Here is a 19,732-nt window from a genome sequence, read left to right as displayed (position 1 = left end):
GCAACACCTCGACGACGGGCAGGTAGGACGCGGCCCAGGACTGGTAGAGCCATTCCTCGCCGACCGGCCAGCGACCGTGATGGGCCAGCCAGGGCAGGTGGGAGTGCAGGACCAAGGTGAACTGGCCCGGCACGGGGCTCGCTGCGTGGGTACTGCGATCGGTCAAGGCTTCACCGCGATGGCGATCAGATCCAGGCTCGCGTCGATGTCGGCGGCGAGCAGCTCGAAATCGTCCACCGTGACGCTCGCGACGTCCGCGGTGAGTTCCGCGGGCCAGGGCTCTCCGGCCAGCGCCCGTTCGATCTGCGCGTCGATGAACGACCCGCCGTGCTTGGCGTCCAACGCTTTCAGGCCCGGCCCGTGGTGCACGCCGATCATCTCCGCGACCTCGAACCCGGCATCGACCAGCAGTTCGGTCAGCTCGGCCGCGTTGAGTTCCCGCGTGTGGAACGGGTTGAGCGGAGTGTCGCGACCGGGCGAGAAAGTGATCCGGTTGGGGGTGCTGATCAGCAGCTCACCGCCGGGGCGAAGCACGCGCAGGCACTCGCGCAGGAACTGGGACTGGTCCCAAAGGTGCTCGATCACTTGGAAATTCACCACGACATCGACCGAGGCGTCGTCCAGCGGCAGCTCGGCGAGATTGCCCTGGATCATCTCGACGCGGGGGTAGCGCGCGCGCACGTGCTCGACGGCGCCGGTGTCGTAATCCACGCCGATCACCTTGGTGGCAACGCCCGCGATCATGTCGGCGCCGTAGCCCTCGCCCGAACCGGCCTCGAGCACGGTCTTTCCGGCACAGCGGTCGAGCAGGCGGGCGTAGGCGATCTCGTGCCTGCGGAACCAGTAGTTCTCCTCGGCGATGCCGGGAACGGTGCGCTCGCCGGTCAGCGGCAGTGGTTCGACGGCGCCGACGGTCGTCTCGGTAATGCCGGTCGGGTCGCCCACTGCGGCAGGGATCACAGCCTCGCTCATCACTCCGACGTTACTGGCACGGCATCCGCGGGGCATACCCCACCCGGCCGCCCCGGACTGCGGCTTCGCTCGCCGGGAAAGGGGCCGCTGGAACGGCGCACTGTAGTGCGTGGTAACCAATTGTGAGAGAGAAGCCACTAAGTTACCCACGGGTAACTTAACGTAGGGTAATGTCACGGCCTGAGCCACCCACCGGGGCGTACGGCGCAGTTCGTGCGACCACCACATACGTGTAACCAGAACAGGAGGTCGACGAAGACCGATGCCGAACATCGTCGTACTCATCAAGCAGGTTCCCGACACCTGGTCGGAGCGCAAGCTCACCGACGGTGACTTCACGCTCGATCGCGAGGCCGCCGACGCCGTCCTCGACGAGATCAACGAGCGCGCCGTCGAAGAGGCGCTGCTGATCAAGGAGGCCCAGGGCGGTGAGGTCACCGTGCTGGCCGCCGGTCCCGACCGCGCCACCGAGGCCATCCGCAAGGCGCTGTCCATGGGCGCCGACAAGGCCATCCACATCAACGACCCGGCCATCCACGGCTCCGACGCCGTGCAGACGGCGTGGGTGCTGGCGAGCGCGCTCGGCCAGGTCGAGGGTGTCGAGCTGGTCATCGCGGGCAACGAGGCCACCGACGGTCGCGCGGGCGCGGTGCCCGCGATCATCGCCGAGTACCTGGGCCTGCCGCAGCTGACCCACCTGCGCAAGCTGACCGTCGACGGTGACAAGATCACCGGCGAGCGCGAGACCGACGAAGGCGTGTTCAAGCTGGAGGCCTCGCTGCCCGCCATCGTCAGCGTCACCGAGAAGATCAACGAGCCGCGCTTCCCGTCCTTCAAGGGCATCATGGCCGCGAAGAAGAAGGAAGTGCAGACCTTCACGCTGGCCGACCTGGGCGTCGACCCCTCGACCGTCGGCGTCGCCAACGCGGGCTCCGTCGTCACCGCGGCCACGCCGAAGCCTCCGCGCACCGCGGGCGAGAAGATCGCCGACGAGGGTGACGGCGGCACCAAGATCGCCCAGTACCTGATCGGCCAGAAGATCATCTGATCTCGGTAGCGCAGACTTCCTAGGAGAGAACACACATGGCTGAAGTACTCGTGCTCGTCGAGCACGCCGAGGGTGCGATCAAGAAGGTCAGCACCGAACTGCTCACCGCCGCTCGCGCCCTTGGCGAGCCCGCCGCCGTCGTGCTCGGCACCGCGGGCACCGGCGAGAAGCTGGCCGACGCGCTGGCCGCCGCGGGCGCCGAGAAGATCTACATCGCCGAGTCCGACGATGTGGAGAACTACTTGGTGACCCCGAAGGTCGACGTGCTGGCCGCGCTGACCGAGTCGGTCTCGCCCGCCGCCGTCATCGTCGCCGCCTCCGCCGAGGGCAAGGAGGTGTCGGGTCGCCTGGCCGCCCGCATCGGCTCCGGCCTGCTGGTCGACGTCATCGACGTGAAGTCCGACGGCAGCGCCGTGCACTCCATCTTCGGTGGCGCGTTCACCGTCGACGCGAAGGTCACCGGCGACGTCCCGGTGATCTCGGTCCGCCCGGGCGCCGTCGAGGCCTCCGCGCAGGCCGGCGCCGGCGAGAAGGTGACCGTGGAGGTGCCTGCGCAGGAAGAGGGCGTCGTCAAGGTGACCTCGCGCGAGCCGGTCGTCGCCGGTGACCGTCCGGAACTCACCGAGGCGAGCATCGTGGTCTCCGGTGGCCGCGGCGTCGGTTCCGCCGACAACTTCTCGGTGGTCGAGGCTCTGGCCGACTCGCTCGGCGCGGCCGTCGGCGCCTCGCGCGCCGCCGTCGACTCCGGCTACTACCCGGGTCAGTTCCAGGTCGGCCAGACCGGTAAGACGGTCTCCCCGCAGCTGTACATCGCCCTGGGCATCTCCGGCGCGATCCAGCACCGCGCGGGCATGCAGACCTCGAAGACCATCGTCGCGGTCAACAAGGACGAAGAGGCGCCGATCTTCGAGATCGCCGACTACGGCATCGTGGGCGACCTGTTCAACGTCGCGCCCCAGCTGACCGAAGCGGTCAAGGCGCACAAGGGCTGACACGCCCGGAGCGATCGAAAGTGGCCCCGACCGAGACGGTCGGGGCCACTTTTTCGGTTTTTCACCGCTGAAAACGTGATGCCACAACGGATTTGAGCTACTGTTGGCGAGCGTTGCTGCACTGCGGAATGGGGGAAGGGGGGCGATGAGCGACGTCGTGGACAGCGGCGATCTTCAGACGGCGACCGGCGTGGACGGCGGTCTGCCGATCACCGCGCGGCAGGAACAATTCAGCCTCGGTTTCGTGCGCATGGTCGCCGCCGCTGCGGGCTGTTCGGTCAAGAGTCACGAGACCGACTACGACGGAGTCGACATCACGATCGTCGCTTCATCGGATTATGCGAGATACTACTGCCCCGAATTCGAAATGCAGCTCAAGTGCACGACGCAGCAGCACCTGTTGAGACCGCAGGACATTGTGTGGTCGCTGAAACGGGACCGGTTTCTCAAGCTGGTGAATCCCAAGCGGTTCGTGCCGGCAGTGCTCGGCGTGTTGCTCATACCGGACGAGCCGGATGAACTGTTAGACCTTTCCGAAGACGGGCTCAGAACAGCCAGCCGCATGTATTGGGAACGCGCGGCGAACCTCGGCGGGATCGAGGACGATAAAGCAAGCAAGACGGTCCACCTACCGCGAAGTAACCTCTTCGACGTGGGTGGGCTGCGCGGCATCATGCAGTCGATCGGCGAAGGAGGTCAGTGGTGAGAAGTGCTCCGCTCGACAACCTCCGGGAGGTCGCGTCCGCGCTATCGCCCCCAGCTGTGTCCCAGTACCTCGCGACCCATGACTGGCAGCTCGAGGTTCGCGAGCAAGGTGTCAAAGAGATTTGGCAACTTTCGGGCGAGGACGGCCTTCTAGGGCGGATCATGCTGCCCCTGGCGACCGACTACGTCGACTTCTCCCGGCGGTTCCGCGAAACACTGCAATCGCTCGCCACCATCTACGACTGGGACCCTGCACAACTGGTCGAACGAATAGCGGCTGCTCGAGCGGACTTGTTCTTCGTGCGACTCGACCAGGAAATGAGTGACGGCACCATCCCGTTCCGGCAGGCCGAGACAACCTTGGAAGCCCTGTTCACGATGATGAAGGCCGCCGCGACCACTGCCGACGACCCGACCCACTCGCATCGGGGTCGCAGATCGGCCGTGGTCACCAATTTTCTGGAAGACGACATTCGTCTCGGACACACCAAGCGCGGCAGTTTCGTGTTCACCGTGGTGACCCGTCTCGGCGAGATTCCGTTACCGCAAGTCGCCGGGCCACCAGCGGTGCCGTTTCCGCGCAAGGTGATGACAACGTTGGCGACAGGTCTGCAGTCGGCGCGGCAGCTCGCGCTCGACTGGGACGAGCGCGCCTTAGACCACGCGGGACAGTTGGGCCTGAGTGGCAGTTTGGTCGAATCTGTGCTGGACCTGACGCAGCCCGAAGCCCTACGCGCACTCGATCTATCCTTCGACTGGGCAGCCGGCGAGCGGCCGCCGGAGGTCGAGACCTCACGGATCGTTATCGACCGCAACGCGATGGCGGGGTTGCCTCGTGTCCGAGAGCGTTTGGTTCGCCGTGAAGAGCCGCCGCGTCATTTGACCCTGATCGGTCTGGTGCGCACCCTGAACCGGGATGACCTCGGTGACGATGACCAAGAAGCCACGAGCATCGTATTGTCGGCACACGTAGACGGACGTCTGCGAAAAGTGCACGTACCACTCGTCGGTGACGACTATCAGTGGGCGATCCGCGCACACCAGAGCAAGCAGCCGATTGTTGTGTCCGGCGATCTGGTGTTCGAACGCGGTGCTTGGCGCTTGACCGGAACGATAAACCTGGACCCGAGTTATCTGCACCGGGAGGGGTTGACCTAGGGTGCGAGCGACTTCACTGGAACGTCGCGGTCATCGTGGATGCCACCGTACAAATTCGCGCCCCAGCTGACCGAAGCGGTCGAGGCGCAAGGGCTATAGTGCTCTCGCCGTCGAACGGGCCCGGACCTCGTGTCCGGGGCCGTTCGCGTTCCGCGGGTGTGTCTTCTCGGCTTCGTGTTGTGACCGGTCGGAAAAGGCCGGCGCGAAATTGGTGCGAACTCTCGAGGCGTTCCGCGCGGATTCGTGACCGATGCGAAAGAAATTACGGCGCAGGCGATTTCGCGTCGAAGTCGCAGGTCGCGGACGTACACTCGGCCGGTGAGCATCCCAACGGAACCGATCGGTAGCATCCCTCGACCTCACGACCTGTTGGCCGCCATGGCCGACGATTCCGGCGACGCCGCCGCGCTCGCCGAACTCCAGCGGAGCGCAGTCGCCGAGACCATCCGCAAGCTGGAAGAACTCGGCTCTCCCGTCGTCACCGACGGCGAGCAGTCCAAGCCGAGTTTCGCCACTTATCCGATCGCCGGGCTGGAGAATCTGGCCCCTGACGGGGCGATCATCCCGTTCGCCGACGGGCACCAGAGACAGCTGCCCCGGCTGGCCTCGGGCCCGTTCCGCTATGTCGCCCACGCGGCGGACTATCTGCGCGACGCGCAGCAGCACGCCACCGTTCCGGTGAAGCAGGCCGTCATCGCGCCGTCGGCGCTGAGCCTGCTGTATCCGGCCGACGGGATCGAGGGTTACCCCCGCGAGCAGTTCCTCGCCGACCTCGCCGACGCGGCCGAGGCCGACATCCGTGGCTGTCTGGACGCGGGAGCGCACCTGGTGCAGCTCGACTTCACCGAGGGGCGGCTGTCGCTCAAGCTCGATCCGAGCGGCGGCGTGCTCGACCAGTTCATCGAGCTGAACAACACCGTGCTCGAGCGGTTCTCGGACGAGGAGCGGGCCAGGATCGGGGTGCACACCTGCCCGGGCGGCGACCAGGACTCCACACACAGCCTGGACGTGGATTACGTCGAATTGCTGCCGAAGCTGCTGCAACTGCGGGTAGGCGCGTTCTACCTCCAGCTCGCCAGCGAGCCGGACCCGGAGAAGGTGCTCGCCGTAGTCGCGGAACACCTGCCCGCCGAGGCGCGGGTGTTCATCGGCGTCACCGACCCGATCGACCCTCAGGTCGAGACACCCGAACAGGTCCGCGACCGGGTACTGCTCGCCGCCCGCTTCCTGCCCGTCGACCGGTTGGGCACCTGCGACGACTGCGGCTTCTCACCATTCGCAGACGACACCTCCACCTCGCGGGAGACCGCGTTCGCCAAGATCCGCGCGCGCATCGAGGGCACGGCGTTGGCGTCGACGGAATTGCGCGTCTGACCTATAGCGACTCGGACGACCGGCCCCGGGTGGACCTGGGGCCGGTCTCGTCCGGTGAGGAGCCGGGCTGCGGTTGCCCGATGGCTCAGCTCAGATGTCCACCAGGATCGTTGAGTTGTAGCGGAACCCAATAGACGTATGCGGAGCGGCCCCGCTCCGCCCGTGTGATGGGCGGAGCGGGGCCGATCGTTTCTGTCGGCGTGCGAGTAGGGTTCAGGCGGGGCCGAATTCGCCGCTCTGCATGCCTGTGGTGAAGGCGTCCCACTCGCCTGGTGCGAACACCAACGCCGGGCCGGTCGGGTTCTTGCTGTCCCTGACGCCGATCATGCCGCCATCGAGCCATGCCACTTCGACGCATTGCGAACCGCTGGCGCTGCGGCTGCTCTTGAACCAGTTCGCCTCGGATAGGTCACCGTTCACCGCTCGTAACTCCTTGCCACCCGCCGGAGCAGGTCTCGCGATTCCACTTCACCCAGGCACTTGTCCCGGATGGCCGAGGCGAGCTCACTATAGAGCCGAATCTCCTCGGCTTTCTCCAGGTATACATCCTGCGCCGGGCCTCCCTCCAGGTAAACGATCGGTGGTTCGATCGGCACACCTCTGGCGTTCGAGTCGAACTCCATGATGATGAACAGGCCGTGCGGCATCCCCCAAGCCATCCCGGCACTGAAGGGATGGATCCGCAGTGTGACGTTGGGCAGCTTCGAAATCTCGGCCATGTGCCGGTGCTGGACCGACATGATCTTCGGCCCTCCGACCATGCGGTGCAGTGCCGACTCATGCAGCAAAACTTCCAACGCAATCGGCTTGGTCTTGCGAGTGACTATGGCTTGCCGCCTGAGTCGGTGCTCCACACGCCGCTCGATGTCTTCCCTGCTGAATTCCGGATATGCCCCGATCACTGCGCGCGCGTAGTCTGCGGTCTGCAACCACCCAGGGACGTGTTCGTGGTACGTGGTCAGTCGACGCGCGGCCGCTTCGAGCCCGACGTACATGTTGAAAGCGCCGCTGTACAGACCGCCATACGCGTGGTACCAGCTCTTCGTTCTAGCTTGCACCGCAAGGTCCACCGCCGCTTCGGTATCCGGGGCCTCCACGGCGTACAGCTCGCATAGCGCCTGGACGTCCTGTTTACGGACTTTCTGGATCTGCCCGGTCTCCATGCGCTGGAGTACCGCCCGGGATAGATCGACGAGTTTTGCCGCCTCGGCGATGGTGAAGCCAGCCGCTTCGCGGCGGTCGCGCAGGAAGCGTCCGAGTTGGCGACGCGGCAGGGTCGATGAGGGACCTTCTTCATCAAGGCTGGTCACGCAGGTCTCCTAAAAGTGAGTCGTGCGGGATTGCAAACCGATCTGGGTCAGCTCGAGAACCGAGCACCGTCCTGGGCAATTGAGCCGATCAGGAGCGGGTGCTCGTTTTCGAGCGTATTCGCTGGTCACGGGTGGTGTGCTGGTTTCCGGCGTTCGAGGCGGAAACCCGTGCAGGGGGCTGCGCCTCAGGAAAGTGAATCCAAACACGCACGCTGTCAACATGATCCGGGAGCGATGATGCACGCCCAAAAGATCGGGACAACCGGCCGGCTCGCCACGCATAGGAGGCAGCCACCGAATGCCGTAGGACTGATACGAACCGAGATATCCGGACCGCACGCCCCACGGCACGCGCTCGAAATACGCCGCCACGCCGAACGATTGGGCTACCACTACCTCTACACCGTCCGGCCGCCGGAAGGGGAAGTCGATCCGGTCGGGTACGCGCTGGCCGTCGCGGTCGGTGTGCACGCTGCCGCCCTCGTCGTCCACGACCTGACCACCGTGGACAACACCCCCGCGCGGGTCTGCGAGACATGCGACCTCGAAACGGTGTGCCCTGCGGTAACTTGGGCGCGCGCTGAGCCCGGTGTGATCGGCCCTGGCCATACCCACCCTGACCACCCGCTCACCATCGCTGAATCGCATCGAATCATGCAGCAGCACAGAGGATGTCGTGCCGCCACCTGTCCACGGAAGGCGTCGGCGCTCAGCTGCCTGGTGCGGGCGGGCAAGCTCGTTCCGCCGGTTTCCAGCCCACGCGAACGCGCCGCGGCTCGTGGTCTGGCGTTCGAACCCGCCGATCGACTGTCCGTCTCGCCTGGCCCCAGCCTGGAAACACTGCTGAATGTGCTGGACGCGCTCGCCGCCTCCGTCGCGGATTCCCGAACGCTGGTATCCCGTCCGCGCGAAGTCGCGCACAGCGAGCGGGACTGATGTGGAATGCGCGACATCCATCACACCGAAGCCGAGGGCTTTCGGGCTACCTGGCGACCGGAAGGCCACCGCATCGCGATCTTGGTCGTGCGGGACGCATCCGACATGACGCCGATCGCCTTGTACCACCCCGGTTCTTACCCCGACCTCGCGCAAGCCCGCGAACTGCTGCCGGAATTGACCGGACTATGGGACGCGGTTCGCCACGACTTCTGGTCACAGCTCCTGCCCGGCCATCGACCTTCCACCGCCTGTGTCGACGGCTGGATGTGAGCACGTGGGTGGCCGGGTAACAGGCCGCGTCCCGCTCAGCAGCGGTGCAGCGCGGTGAGCAGGGTGTCCAGGATCGGTGAGCGTTTGGCGTCGGCGCGCAGCACCGCCGACACCGGAATCCGCAGCTTGTTCTCGGCCAATCGCAGGACGACGAGTCCTTCGGTGGTGCTTTCGGCGTAGAGGACGGTCCACGCGTCCGGGCGGTTGATCAGCTCCATCGTCGCGGTGTGGTCCGGCGGAATGGGCGGCCCGAACGTAGGCCCGGTGGGGAGTTCGGCGAAGGCGTTGCGAATGACGGTGTGCAGGAGGACCTGCTCCTGCTCCGGGGGCAGTAGCAGCGGGTAGGAGGCCAGATCCGCCAGGGTCACCGCGTCCTTCGTAGCCAGCGGATGCGCGCTGGAGGTGGCGATCACCAGATCCTCGACCCACAGCTGCTCGACCACGAGGCCGGGCTGGTCGACGCGGCCGCGGATCAGGGCCAGATCGCAGTCGCCGTCCGTCACCGCGGTGATGCGCTGGCGGAAGGGTTTGATGACGAACTCGATCTCCGCTTCCGGATGCGCGGCGCGCGCCCCCGCGATCGCGGACAGCGAGCGGGTGGCGAAGGACATGTTCGCGGCGAGCCGGATGCGCGGCCCCACCGTGCGCACGGCGGCGCGGATCGCGGACTCCAGGCTCAGCATTTGTTTCGCAAGGGGAAGTAGCCGTGCGGTGGCGTCGGTGGGCACGACCGACCGGGTCGAGCGCTCGAACAGTTGCACACCGAGGTCGCGCTCGAGCCGGGAGATCTGGTGGCTGATCGCCGACTGGGAGATGAAGCAGCGCGCCGCGGCGCCGCTGAAGCTGAGCTCCTCGCACACTGCGACGAAGTAGGTGAGCTGCCGAAGTTCCACGGCCGCCTCCTCATTAATTACGAATCGAGATAAGAGTCATCTGAATTATGCGCCCACACACCTGAAATATCCGCCCTCCGGATCGCGGTTCGTAATGAGAGAAGGAGGCTGTCATGCAGTACGTGGAAGCGGGAATCGAAACCGCGGGTGTCGTCATTGTCGGATCGGGGTTCGGCGGGCTCGCCGCCGCCAAGCAGCTGGCCAAGTCGGGGGTGGACTATGTGCTGATCTCCAGCACGCCCGAGCATCTGTTCCAACCGCTGTTGTACCAGGTAGCGACCGGTGTGCTCACATCGGAGGAGATCGCGCCGCCGATCGCGGGCATCCTGCGCCGCCATCGGGAGGCCGACGTGCGCCTGGGCACCGTGGTCGACATCGATCCCGACCGCGCCATCGTCACCTACGAGCACGAGGGCGTGTCCCATCGCATCCGCTACGGCTCGCTGATCGCGGCCACCGGCGCGAGCCAGTCCTACTTCGGCCGCGACGACTTCGCGGAGAAGACCTATTCGCTCAAGACCATCGATGACGCGCGGCGGCTGCGCGCGCAGATCGCGCGCGTCTTCGCCGAAGCCGCGCAGGCCGACGAGCAGACCAGGCGCAGGCTGCTGAGCTTCGTCGTGGTCGGCGCGGGCGCGACCGGCGTCGAGGTGGCCGGCCAGCTCAAGGAGCTGGCGAAACGGCACTTCCACCAGGAGGTCTCGGTCACGCTCGTCGAGGGCGCGGGCGAGGTGCTCCCGCCGTTCGGCGGCGGGCTGTCGGAGTACGCGAAGAAGTCGCTGACCAGCAGCGGCGTCGACGTGCTGCTCGGCACCTTCGTCACCGACATCGAGCACGGCAAGGTCACCGTCAAGGGCGCGGACGGCGTCGAGCACGCCATCGCGGCGGAGACCGTGGTGTGGTCGGCTGGCGTGCAGGCGGGCGGGTTCGCGAAGATCCTGGCCGAGGCCACGGGCGTGGCGACCGACCGGGCCGGCCGGCTGCTGATCAACCCCGATCTCACCGTCGGCGGCTACGCCGACATCTACGCCATCGGCGACATGACCTCGCTCAACGGCTACCCCGGCCAGTCGCCGGTGGCCATGCAGGAGGGCAGGCACGCCGCCGACATCATCCGCCGCAAGAAGCAGCCCGGCACCGCCTTCACCTACTGGGACAAGGGCAGCATGGCTGTGATCAGCCGATTCAGCGCCGTCACGAAGCTGAACGACCGCGTCACCTTCCGCGGCCTGATCGCCTGGGTCATGTGGCTCGCGGTGCACCTGTTCTACCTGGTCGGCTTCCGCAACCGCTTCGCCGCGGTCGCGTCCTGGCTGGTCGCGTTCATCTTCACCGGGCGTCCCGGTTTCGCCGAAGAGGACACGACCGCGCCGAAGGTACTCGCCGCGGAGAGTCGAGCCGCCTGACGGCTTCTCGCACCTGAGAATCGCGTCGAAGGCGGCGCGATTCACGGTGCGCGCGGCTTTTCCGCTGCACGGAACCGAACCGCGACTCGCGCGGTAAACGGCATGTCGGAAGCGGTTTCGATGCGGATGGGCGAACGCGGTGGAACCGTTCGGTGAACGCTCGGTGTGACAGCCGTCTCGTTCACCCAACCGGCATCGCGGCGACACTTCGAGGTTGCTGGGCGGCATTGTCGGACTGGCTTCATCGTGGATATGACTATTTCGTCCGTGCTGACGGCCCCGGCTCGACCGACGGACTCCGGGGAGGGACGGTCGCGTTACTCGCTGGTGGTCTCCTCCGACCTCGACCACCGCGTCGCCGCACAGCGCCTGCGCTACAACGTGTTCGCCAACGAGCCGGGCTTCCGGATCCCGGACGACGGCAGCGGTTTGGACGCCGACCGATTCGACGAGCACTGCGACCACATGCTGGTGCGCGACGACGCCAGCGGCGAGTTCGTCGGCTGTTACCGGATGCTGCCGCCGGACAAGGTCGCCGCTGCGGGCGGGTACTACACGGCGACGGAATTCGATCTCGCGCAACTGGATCCGGAGGGCATGCGGATCGTCGAGATGGGCCGCGCCTGCGTGGTCCCCGACCACCGCAACGGCTCGGTGCTCACGCTCATGTGGGCGGGGATCCTGCACTACATCCAGCTCACCGGCTACGAGTGGGTGATGGGCTGCGTGTCGGTGCCGATGCAGAACATTCCGGCCGATCCGCCCGGGGTGAACGTGCGCGGCGTGCGCGACATGCTGCTCGGCCGGCACGCCTCCGACCCGGAGCGCCGGGTACACCCGTACAACCCGGTGATCGTCGACGGCAAGACCCTGGACGAACTGACCCCGCCGTCGCGGCCGAAGCTGCCCCCGCTGGTGCGCGGATACCTGCGGCTGGGCGCGGAGATCTGTGGCGAGCCCGCCCATGATCCCGCTTTCGCGGTCGCCGACTTCGTCGTGCTGCTCGGGCTGAACACCATCAACACCCGCTACCTCAACCGCCTACAAGACGCCGCCGCGTCGTTCGACGGGGGACGGTGAGGACCGTGGTTTTCGACGCGCCACCCGCTACGGCCGCCGCGCACGCTTGGATGCCGTCGAGCCCCTGTGGTCCCGGCTGTATCGATTCGATCGACCAGGTCGGCCCGGCACGGGTGGCCGCCCGGCTGGCCGGGGTCGCCGGAGTGCTGCTCAGCTACCCGATCGCGCACGCGGTGACCCCGCGCGGCAAGCGGGCGCCGTTGCAGCGCGGCTACGCACGCCTCCTGCTCGGTTGCATCGGCCTGCGGTTGCGCATCGTCGACAACCGGGTCACCGCGGAGCGCGGTGTCGCCGATGAGGGCGACACCGCGCGCGCCGGTTTCGGCGCCGGCGACGCAGGCGTGCTGGTCGTCACCGGGCATATCAGCTGGACCGACATCGTCGCGCTCGCCTCGGTGCAGCCGCTCGGCTTCGTGGCCCGCGCCGACATGGTGGACTGGCCGCTGCTCGGCAAACTCGCCGAGCTGATGCGGGTGATCCCGATCGAGCGCGAGAGCCTGCGGCAGTTGCCCGGCGTGGTTGCCGCGGTCGCAGCGCGGTTGGCCGCTGGTGAGCGGATCGGCGTCTTCCCCGAGGGCACCACCTGGTGTGGCCGCGCCTACGGCGGCATGCGCCCCGCGTTGTTCCAAGCGGCGGTGGACACCGGCACCCCCGTGCAGCCGGTGCGATTGCGGTACCTGGACCGGCACGGTGTGCCGTGCACGGTGCCCGCATTCGTCGGCGTCGACACCTTCGGCTCCTCCGCCGCGCGGGTGCTGCGCTCGCGCGGAATGGTCGCCGAGGTGGTGCTGGAGCCGGTGCTGGAACCCGGCGCCGACCGGCGCGAACTCGCCCGCCGCTGCGAGGCCGCCGTCCGCGGCGCCGTGTCGCCGCGACACGGTGAGCTGGAAACCACGGAGTGGATCGAGGCGGGGCACACCCGAGTCCAAGACCCGTCGCTCGCCACCGAGACACCAGAAGTACGCCGACCTCGCCGCCGCCCGATTCTGCGCGGCCGCCGGAGTACTGCGGTCGCGCACTGAGCGGCACGTCCGCGTCCACCACTCGACAGGTCTCACGAGTGGTACACCACCGAGAGGTCTACTCGCGATTTGCCGCATGTACCACTCGCGGACGTTTCGCTGTGCTGCACACAGCTGCGGGGCGGGCCGATGTCGGCCCGCCCCGCAGCAGGGAATGACTCAGAAGCCGCTGCCCGTCGGCGGCCGCCACCTGTGGTCCCAGCCGGGCCTGCCGTGGTCCCAGTCGTCGTGGCGGTCGCGGCCGCGGAACCAGTCGTCGTGGCGGCCACGATCCCAGTCGTTGTGCCTGCCGCGGTTCCAGTCGTCGTGACCGTGGCGGCCGTGGGTCGCGTCGAGCTGGTCGGCGGGTTCGAGCACGATCGGGTCGGCGAGCGCGGGCACCGCGACGGCGGCGACCGGCATCAGGGCGAGTACGGACGCGGCGGCGGCGCGTGCCAGCACACGTCGCGTACGTCCATGGGTGCGTGGTTCCATCGGAACTTCCTCACTATCGATTCGTCCGGGAGTCGACCGCTCGGCGTCCCGGCCCGGATCCGCTCCCGAACGGAACGGATCGGCGATCAACACGCTGAACAACGTACCGCTATATAGCGGCGCATTCAATAGGTGAAAACCCTGAGATTCGGCCGGTCATAGGACGTTCGGGTGTGAATCGGACCGGTGAACGGACCCTGCGCGGGCGCGTGAGCAGGGGGGAATAACCGGCTGGGCGTGACGGCTATCCTTAACTGGTCATGAAGTCGGCTTTTTCGGGTCCGGTCAACGGTGCTGCGCCCCAGACGGTCTACCTCGATCACGCGGCCACCACACCGATGCTGCCCGCGGCCATCGAGGCGATGACGGCTGCCCTGCGCAGCACGGGCAACGCGTCGTCGCTGCACGGCTCGGGGCGCGCCGCCCGCCGGCTGCTGGAGGAGGCGCGCGAATCGATCGCCGCGGATTTGGGCGCCCGGCCGTCCGAGGTCATCTTCACCTCCGGCGGCACCGAGAGCGACAACCTGGCGGTGAAGGGCATCTTCTGGGCGCGCCGCGACGCCGATCCGCGCCGCAACCGGATCATCGCCAGCTCGGTGGAGCATCACGCGGTGATCGACGCGGTGGAGTGGCTGGAGCGGCACGAGGGCGCCGAGGTCACCTGGCTGCCGGTGGACGCCGATGGCGTGGTCGCGGCCGCGGTCCTGCGCGCCGCGCTCGCCGCCCATCCCGACGAGGTGGCGCTGGTCACCGTCATGTGGGCGAACAACGAGGTCGGCACGATCCAGCCGATCGGCGAACTCGCTTCCGTCGCAGCGGAATTCGGCGTCCCGATGCACAGTGACGCGGTGCAGGCCGCGGCGCAGCTGCCCATCGACTTCGGCGCGAGCGGCCTTTCCGCGGCCAGCTTCGCCGGGCACAAGGTCGGGGGACCGCACGGTATCGGGGTGCTGCTGCTCGGCAGGCAGGTGCCGTGCGTACCGCTGCTGCACGGCGGCGGGCACGAGCGCGACCTCCGGTCGGGCACCTCGGACACGGCGGCGGCCATCGGGCTGGCCGCCGCGCTGCGCCAGACCTCGATCGAACGCCACGCTCGGACCGCCGAGTTGGTCGCGCTGCGGGACGCGCTGATCGACGGTATCCGCGCGATGGCGCCCGACGCGGTGCTCAACGGTCCGGCCGGCGAACGGCGACTGCCCGGCAACGTGCACGTCACTTTCCCCGGCTGCGAGGGGGATTCGCTGCTGATGCTGCTGGACGCGGCGGGCATCGAATGCTCGACCGGCTCGGCGTGCACCGCGGGCGTCGCCACGCCAAGTCACGTGCTGATCGCCATGGGCGTCGAGCCGTGGCAGGCGCGCGGATCGCTGCGCTTCTCGCTGGGGCACACCTCGACGCGCGCCGACGTCGACGCAGTTCTGGAAGTCTTGCCGCAGGTGGTGGAGCGGGCCAAGGCCGCGGGCCTGGCCGGTGCGAAAGGAGGTGTCTGATGCGGGTACTCGCCGCGATGAGCGGTGGTGTGGATTCGGCCGTGGCGGCGGCGCGTGCCGTCGACGCCGGTCACGAGGTGGTCGGCGTGCATCTGGCGCTGTCGGCGACACCGGGCACGCTGCGCACCGGATCGCGCGGTTGCTGCTCGAAGGAGGACGCCGGGGACGCCCGGCGCGCCGCCGACGTGCTCGGCATCCCGTTCTACGTCTGGGATTTCGCCGACCGCTTCAAGGAAGACGTCATCGATGACTTCGTCGCGGCCTACGCGGCGGGTGAGACGCCGAATCCGTGCCTGCGCTGCAACGAGAAGATCAAGTTCTCCGCCCTGGCCGACCGCGCGGTGGCGCTCGGCTTCGACGCCGTGGTGACCGGGCACTACGCGCGGTTGGACGACGGTGTGCTGCGCCGCGCCGTCGACGCCGACAAGGACCAGTCCTATGTGCTGGCGGTGCTGACCGCGCAGCAGCTCTCCCGTGCGATGTTCCCGGTGGGCGACACCCCCAAGCCGCAGATCCGCGCCGAGGCCGCCGAGCGCGGACTCGCCGTCGCGAACAAGCCCGACAGTCACGACATCTGCTTCATCCCCTCCGGCGACACCCGTGCCTTCCTGGGCGCGAAGATCGGCATCCGGCCCGGCGCGGTCGTCGACGCCGACGGGCGGGAACTCGCGCGGCACGAGGGCGTGCACGGGTTCACCATCGGCCAGCGCAAGGGCCTCGGTTTGCCGGGTCCCGCCGCCGACGGCAAGCCGAGGTACGTCACCGGCATCGATCCCGAGTCCGGCACGGTGCGCGTCGGGTCGGCCGATGACCTGCGGGTCTGGACGGTCGAGGCGGAGCGAGCGATCTGGACGTCCGGCTCCGTGCCCACGGGTCCGATCGAGTGCGTGGCACAGGTGCGCGCGCACGGCGGCATCGCGCCCGCGGTCGCCGAGGCGGTGGGCGACGGACTGCGCGTGCGGCTGCGTGAGCCGTTGACCGGTGTCGCGCGCGGCCAGGCAGTGGTGCTCTATCGCCCGGATCCCGAGGGCGACGAGGTGATCGGAAGTGGCACCATTTCCGGTACCGCCAGCGAGCCGGTCCCGAGTGACGCGCGGGTCGACGCGCGGCGGTGATCTTCGGGCAGCGTCTCGCCGGCTGCCCGCGCGACAGTGCATCCGAGGACGGTCCAGCCGCTGAACGCGGCGCGGTGGCGTAACGGCGGAATCGAGCGGACGGAGTACGACGAGGGTGGACGAGACCGGCACGGCTGACGTGGCGCGAGACAGTGGGACGGGTACGGCGACCGAGCCGGTGCGCTTCCCGGGCGGCATCGCCACCGGCATCGGTTCCTGGCCGGGCACCGATCCGCGTGAGGCCGCGGCGACCATCGTCGGCGAACTCGGTGAGCTGCCGCACCTGGTGGAGTTGCCGGGGCGCGGTGCGGGCGCGGACCTGATCGGACGGGCCTCCGCCCTGCTGGTCGACCTGCGCTTCGACACGACGCCGAGGGGCTACCGGCTCGCGCAGCGGCCGGGCGCGGTCTCGCGCCGGGCCCGCGATCTGCTGCGCACCGATCTGGACGCGCTCGAGGAAGCATGGGAGAACGCGGGCTTGTCCGGCGGCGACCGGCTGGTCAAGGTGCAGGCGGCGGGGCCGCTGACGTTGGCCGCGCAGGTCGAACTGCCCGGCGGGCATCGCGTGCTCACCGATTCCGGTGCGGTGCGCGATCTTTCGGACTCGCTGGCCGAGGGGCTGGCGCAGCACGTCGCCGAGGTGGGCAAGCGGCTCGGCGCGCGCGTCGTCCTGCAACTGGACGAACCGTCGCTGACCGCGGTGCTGGAAGGCTCGCTGCGCGGGGTGAGCGTACTGAACACGGTACGCGCTGTGCCCGAGCCGGAAGCGCTCGCGCTGTTGGACACGGTGATCGCCGCTCAGTCCGCGCCCGTGCTGGTGCACAGTTGCGCGCAGCCGCCCGCGCTGGGTTTGCTGCGTCGCAGCGCCGCCGCCGCGATCGGCTTCGACCTGAGCGCGATCGGCACCAGGCAACTCGACGAAGTCGGGGAGACCGTCGAAGCGGGCAAACAGTTGGTGCTCGGTGTGGTCCCGACCGAAGTGCCCGCGACCCCGGTCACTTGGCGCGACCTCGCCGAGCCCGGTGTCCGGCTGATCGATCGGCTCGGCTTCGGCCGCCGCACGCTGGCACAACGGGTCGCGGTCAGTCCGGCGTGCGGTCTCGCGGGTGCTCCGCTGGAGTGGAGTCGGCGCGCACTGCGCTTGGCCGCGGAGGTCGCGCGCGCGTATGCGGAAGAGCCGGAAGAGCTTTCCTTCGACTGACCGATCGCACCGTCGAGACGGGCAGGCCGCGCGTCTGTGCCGCCGGAGCGCCTGTGCTCGCGCCGCGAAACGGACCGGCCGGAATTCGTCTCCGCAAGGCGGCGACGTGCGCGAACACGGCGACTCCCTGTCGGTGGCCTCCGCTAATGTGCGATGGGTGAGTGACAGCGAGAGCGCGGCGGCCCCGGCGACGCCAGAGCAGCGGGTGGAGTGGCAGCAACTCGCGGACGAGGTGCGTGAGCACCAGTTCCGCTACTACGTCCGGGACGCGCCGATCATCTCCGACGGGGAGTTCGACGCGCTGTTGCGGCGGTTGCAGGCCATGGAGGACGACCATCCGGACCTGCGCACGCCGGATTCGCCGACCCAGCTCGTGGGCGGCGGGTTCGCGACCGATTTCACCGCCGTCGATCACCTCGAGCGGATGCTGTCGCTGGACAACGTGTTCGACGTCGACGAGCTACACGCCTGGGCCGCCCGGGTGGAGGCCGAGACGGGGCCGGACCTGCACTACCTGTGCGAGGTCAAGATCGACGGCGTCGCGCTGAACCTGGTGTACGAGAACGGGAGGCTGGTCCGCGGCGCCACCCGAGGCGACGGACGCACCGGCGAGGACGTCACGCTCAACGCGCGCACCATCGATGACATCCCCGGCGAGCTGACTCCCAGCGAGGAGTTCCCGATCCCGCGACTGCTGGAGGTCCGGGGCGAGGTGTACTTCCGGCTGGAAGATTTCGAGACGCTCAACGCCGCCATCGTGGCCGAGGGCAAGCCGCCCTATGCCAACCCGCGCAACACCGCCGCCGGTTCGCTGCGGCAGAAGGACCCGTCGGTCACCGCGCGGCGCAGGCTGCGCATGATCTGTCACGGCTTCGGCCGGATCGAGGGCTACACGCCGACCTCGCAGTACGAGGCCTACCGCGCCCTCTCGGCATGGGGCCTGCCGGTGTCGGAGCACACCAGGCGGGTGCAGGGCATCGACGCGGTGATCGAGCGGGTCGCGTATTGGGGCGAGCACCGGCACGACATCGAGCACGAGATCGATGGCCAGGTGATCAAGGTCGACGAGACGGCGCTGCAACGCCGCCTCGGCTCCACCTCGCGCGCTCCGCGCTGGGCGATCGCCTACAAGTACCCGCCGGAAGAGGCGACGACGAAGCTGCTGAACATCCAGGTGAACGTCGGCCGCACGGGCCGGGTGACGCCGTTCGCGGTGATGGAGCCGGTGTCCGTCGCGGGGTCCACGGTCGCGATGGCCACGTTGCACAATGCGGCCGAGGTCAAGCGCAAAGGCGTGCTGATCGGCGACACGGTCACCATCCGCAAGGCGGGCGACGTGATCCCGGAGGTGCTGGGTCCGGTGGTGGACGCGCGTCCCGAGGACGCACGCGAGTTCGTCATGCCGACGCACTGCCCCGAATGCGGCACCGAACTGCGCCCGGAGAAGGAGGGCGACGCCGACATCCGCTGCCCGAATCAGCAGTTCTGCCCGGCCCAGTTGCGCGAGCGCGTCTACCACGTAGCAGGTCGCGGCGCTTTCGACATCGAGGCCCTCGGTTACGAAGGCGCCATCGATCTGCTGAAGTCCGGCGCCATCACCGACGAGGGCGACCTGTTCGACCTGGACGAGGCGGCGCTGCTCACCACCTCGCTCTACGCCAACAAGAACGGCAGCCTCTCCGCCAACGGCAAGCGGTTGCTGGAGAACCTGGCCGCGGTCAAGAACCGGCCGCTGTGGCGGGTGCTGGTCGGCCTGTCCATCCGGCACGTCGGCCCCACCGCAGCGCGGGCGCTGGCCGCCGAGTTCGGCAGCCTCGACCGCATCGAGGCGGCGTCGGTCGAGGAATTGGCCGCCGCCGACGGCGTGGGTCCGACCATCGCGGCCGCGGTGGCGGAGTGGTTCACCGTGGATTGGCACCGGGCCGTGGTGGCGAAGTGGCGGGCCGCGGGTGTGCGAATGGAAGACGAGCGCGACGAATCCATCGAGCGCAATCTGGAGGGTCTGTCCATCGTGGTGACGGGGTCGCTGCAGGGCTTCACCCGCGACGGCGCCAAGGAGGCGATCCTGGTGCGCGGCGGCAAGGCGGCCAGTTCGGTCTCGAAGAAGACCGCGTTCGTGGTGGTCGGTGACGCGCCCGGATCCAAGGCCGCCAAGGCGGAGGAACTCGGTGTGCCGATTCTCGACGAGGAGGGGTTCCAGCGGCTGCTGGCCGGCGGTCCCGAGGCGGTCACCCCGGAGACGGCCGCGGAGGACGCCGAAGCCGAGGAGTGATCGGCGCTTGA

General features: G+C 68.3%; 19 protein-coding genes and 1 pseudogene. 14 read left to right on the top strand and 6 right to left on the bottom strand.

Annotation, left to right across the window (positions count from 1 at the left end):
* Positions 1–166: pseudogene (locus ON21_RS38520) on the bottom strand (1,4-alpha-glucan branching protein); the annotation flags it as partial.
* Positions 163–972 (bottom strand): class I SAM-dependent methyltransferase, encoded by an 810-nt coding sequence (locus ON21_RS19685; protein WP_039799718.1) that lies wholly within the window; start codon positions 970–972, stop codon positions 163–165. The pseudogene ON21_RS38520 and the gene ON21_RS19685, both read right to left, overlap by 4 nt.
* A gap of 262 nt (positions 973–1,234) precedes the next feature.
* Between ON21_RS19685 and ON21_RS19680 the strand changes: the two genes are divergently transcribed.
* From ON21_RS19680 to ON21_RS19660, 5 genes are all read left to right on the top strand, one after another.
* Positions 1,235–2,020, top strand: coding sequence for an electron transfer flavoprotein subunit beta/FixA family protein (locus ON21_RS19680; RefSeq protein ID WP_039799716.1), 786 nt, complete (start codon positions 1,235–1,237; stop codon positions 2,018–2,020).
* A 35-nt stretch (positions 2,021–2,055) separates the two neighbouring features.
* Positions 2,056–3,012, top strand: a complete 957-nt coding sequence (locus ON21_RS19675; protein WP_039799714.1) for an electron transfer flavoprotein subunit alpha/FixB family protein — start codon at positions 2,056–2,058, stop codon at positions 3,010–3,012.
* 145 nt (positions 3,013–3,157) lie between these two features.
* A complete protein-coding gene (locus ON21_RS19670) occupies positions 3,158–3,718 on the top strand; it encodes a DUF4365 domain-containing protein (RefSeq protein WP_039799713.1) in 561 nt (186 codons plus the stop codon).
* Between the two features lie 56 nt (positions 3,719–3,774).
* On the top strand, positions 3,775–4,875 hold the full coding sequence (locus ON21_RS19665) for a hypothetical protein (RefSeq protein ID WP_051021027.1): 1,101 nt from the start codon (positions 3,775–3,777) through the stop codon (positions 4,873–4,875).
* Between the two features lie 318 nt (positions 4,876–5,193).
* The gene (locus tag ON21_RS19660; protein ID WP_039799711.1) at positions 5,194–6,249 is read left to right on the top strand and encodes a uroporphyrinogen decarboxylase/cobalamine-independent methonine synthase family protein; all 1,056 of its coding nucleotides are present in this window, start codon (positions 5,194–5,196) and stop codon (positions 6,247–6,249) included.
* A gap of 213 nt (positions 6,250–6,462) precedes the next feature.
* On the opposite strand, the gene ON21_RS19655 is transcribed toward ON21_RS19660, so the two are convergent.
* On the bottom strand, positions 6,463–6,669 hold the full coding sequence (locus tag ON21_RS19655; protein ID WP_039799710.1) for a DUF397 domain-containing protein: 207 nt from the start codon (positions 6,667–6,669) through the stop codon (positions 6,463–6,465).
* Positions 6,666–7,559, bottom strand: a complete 894-nt coding sequence (locus tag ON21_RS19650) for a helix-turn-helix domain-containing protein (protein ID WP_039799709.1) — start codon at positions 7,557–7,559, stop codon at positions 6,666–6,668. The genes ON21_RS19655 and ON21_RS19650 overlap by 4 nt, the downstream gene beginning before the upstream one ends.
* 381 nt (positions 7,560–7,940) lie before the next feature.
* On the opposite strand from ON21_RS19650, the gene ON21_RS19645 reads away from it, so the two are divergent.
* Complete coding sequence (locus ON21_RS19645; RefSeq protein WP_039799708.1) at positions 7,941–8,495, top strand: hypothetical protein; 555 nt, start codon at positions 7,941–7,943, stop codon at positions 8,493–8,495.
* 6 nt (positions 8,496–8,501) lie between these two features.
* Entirely contained in the window at positions 8,502–8,768 is a 267-nt protein-coding gene (locus ON21_RS19640) for a hypothetical protein (RefSeq protein WP_039799707.1), read from the top strand.
* 35 nt (positions 8,769–8,803) lie between these two features.
* Here the strand turns inward: ON21_RS19640 and ON21_RS19635 are convergent, their stop codons facing one another.
* The gene (locus ON21_RS19635; RefSeq protein ID WP_039799706.1) at positions 8,804–9,661 is read right to left on the bottom strand and encodes a LysR family transcriptional regulator; all 858 of its coding nucleotides are present in this window, start codon (positions 9,659–9,661) and stop codon (positions 8,804–8,806) included.
* A 113-nt stretch (positions 9,662–9,774) separates the two neighbouring features.
* Here ON21_RS19635 and ON21_RS19630 point away from each other — a divergent pair, with 113 nt between their 5' ends.
* The 3 genes from ON21_RS19630 (at position 9,775) to ON21_RS19620 (ending at position 13,169) form a co-directional block, all read left to right on the top strand.
* On the top strand, positions 9,775–11,067 hold the full coding sequence (locus tag ON21_RS19630; RefSeq protein WP_051021025.1) for an NAD(P)/FAD-dependent oxidoreductase: 1,293 nt from the start codon (positions 9,775–9,777) through the stop codon (positions 11,065–11,067).
* A gap of 252 nt (positions 11,068–11,319) precedes the next feature.
* A complete protein-coding gene (locus tag ON21_RS19625; protein ID WP_039799705.1) occupies positions 11,320–12,147 on the top strand; it encodes a GNAT family N-acetyltransferase in 828 nt (275 codons plus the stop codon).
* 5 nt (positions 12,148–12,152) lie between these two features.
* Positions 12,153–13,169: a lysophospholipid acyltransferase family protein gene (locus tag ON21_RS19620; RefSeq protein ID WP_306307706.1), complete on the top strand. Its 1,017-nt coding sequence runs from the start codon at positions 12,153–12,155 to the stop codon at positions 13,167–13,169.
* Between the two features lie 159 nt (positions 13,170–13,328).
* Here ON21_RS19620 and ON21_RS19615 read toward each other — a convergent pair whose 3' ends face one another.
* Positions 13,329–13,643 carry a hypothetical protein gene (locus ON21_RS19615; protein ID WP_157170887.1) on the bottom strand — a complete coding sequence of 105 codons (315 nt, stop codon included), beginning with the start codon at positions 13,641–13,643 and terminating at the stop codon, positions 13,329–13,331.
* Between the two features lie 260 nt (positions 13,644–13,903).
* Between ON21_RS19615 and ON21_RS19610 the strand changes: the two genes are divergently transcribed.
* From ON21_RS19610 to ligA, 4 genes are all read left to right on the top strand, one after another.
* Positions 13,904–15,133 (top strand): cysteine desulfurase family protein, encoded by a 1,230-nt coding sequence (locus ON21_RS19610; RefSeq protein ID WP_039799702.1) that lies wholly within the window; start codon positions 13,904–13,906, stop codon positions 15,131–15,133.
* Complete coding sequence (gene mnmA, locus ON21_RS19605) at positions 15,133–16,248, top strand: tRNA 2-thiouridine(34) synthase MnmA (protein WP_051021020.1); 1,116 nt, start codon at positions 15,133–15,135, stop codon at positions 16,246–16,248. The genes ON21_RS19610 and mnmA overlap by 1 nt, the downstream gene beginning before the upstream one ends.
* A gap of 139 nt (positions 16,249–16,387) precedes the next feature.
* Complete coding sequence (locus tag ON21_RS19600) at positions 16,388–17,449, top strand: methionine synthase (RefSeq protein ID WP_051021030.1); 1,062 nt, start codon at positions 16,388–16,390, stop codon at positions 17,447–17,449.
* A gap of 157 nt (positions 17,450–17,606) precedes the next feature.
* A complete protein-coding gene (gene ligA / locus ON21_RS19595) occupies positions 17,607–19,721 on the top strand; it encodes an NAD-dependent DNA ligase LigA (RefSeq protein ID WP_039799727.1) in 2,115 nt (704 codons plus the stop codon).
* The last annotated feature ends 11 nt before the right edge of the window (positions 19,722–19,732 follow it).

This window comes from Nocardia araoensis NBRC 100135, from assembly GCF_000308435.1.
Taxonomy (GTDB): Bacteria; Actinomycetota; Actinomycetes; order Mycobacteriales; family Mycobacteriaceae; genus Nocardia; species Nocardia araoensis.
The sequence above is the reverse complement of the archived record's forward strand: the minus strand, read 5'-3'. Positions and strand labels throughout refer to the sequence as shown.

Coding starts and splice junctions, on each gene's coding strand:
- ON21_RS19670 (WP_039799713.1), top strand. CDS start 3,158: ATGAGCGACGTCGTGGACAGCGGCGATCTTCAGACGGCGACCGGCGTG.
- ON21_RS19680 (WP_039799716.1), top strand. CDS start 1,235: ATGCCGAACATCGTCGTACTCATCAAGCAGGTTCCCGACACCTGGTCG.
- ON21_RS19685 (WP_039799718.1), bottom strand. CDS start 972: ATGAGCGAGGCTGTGATCCCTGCCGCAGTGGGCGACCCGACCGGCATT.
- ON21_RS19610 (WP_039799702.1), top strand. CDS start 13,904: ATGAAGTCGGCTTTTTCGGGTCCGGTCAACGGTGCTGCGCCCCAGACG.
- ON21_RS19630 (WP_051021025.1), top strand. CDS start 9,775: ATGCAGTACGTGGAAGCGGGAATCGAAACCGCGGGTGTCGTCATTGTC.
- ON21_RS19675 (WP_039799714.1), top strand. CDS start 2,056: ATGGCTGAAGTACTCGTGCTCGTCGAGCACGCCGAGGGTGCGATCAAG.
- ON21_RS19615 (WP_157170887.1), bottom strand. CDS start 13,643: ATGGAACCACGCACCCATGGACGTACGCGACGTGTGCTGGCACGCGCC.
- ON21_RS19625 (WP_039799705.1), top strand. CDS start 11,320: ATGACTATTTCGTCCGTGCTGACGGCCCCGGCTCGACCGACGGACTCC.
- ON21_RS19640 (WP_039799707.1), top strand. CDS start 8,502: ATGCGCGACATCCATCACACCGAAGCCGAGGGCTTTCGGGCTACCTGG.
- mnmA (WP_051021020.1), top strand. CDS start 15,133: ATGCGGGTACTCGCCGCGATGAGCGGTGGTGTGGATTCGGCCGTGGCG.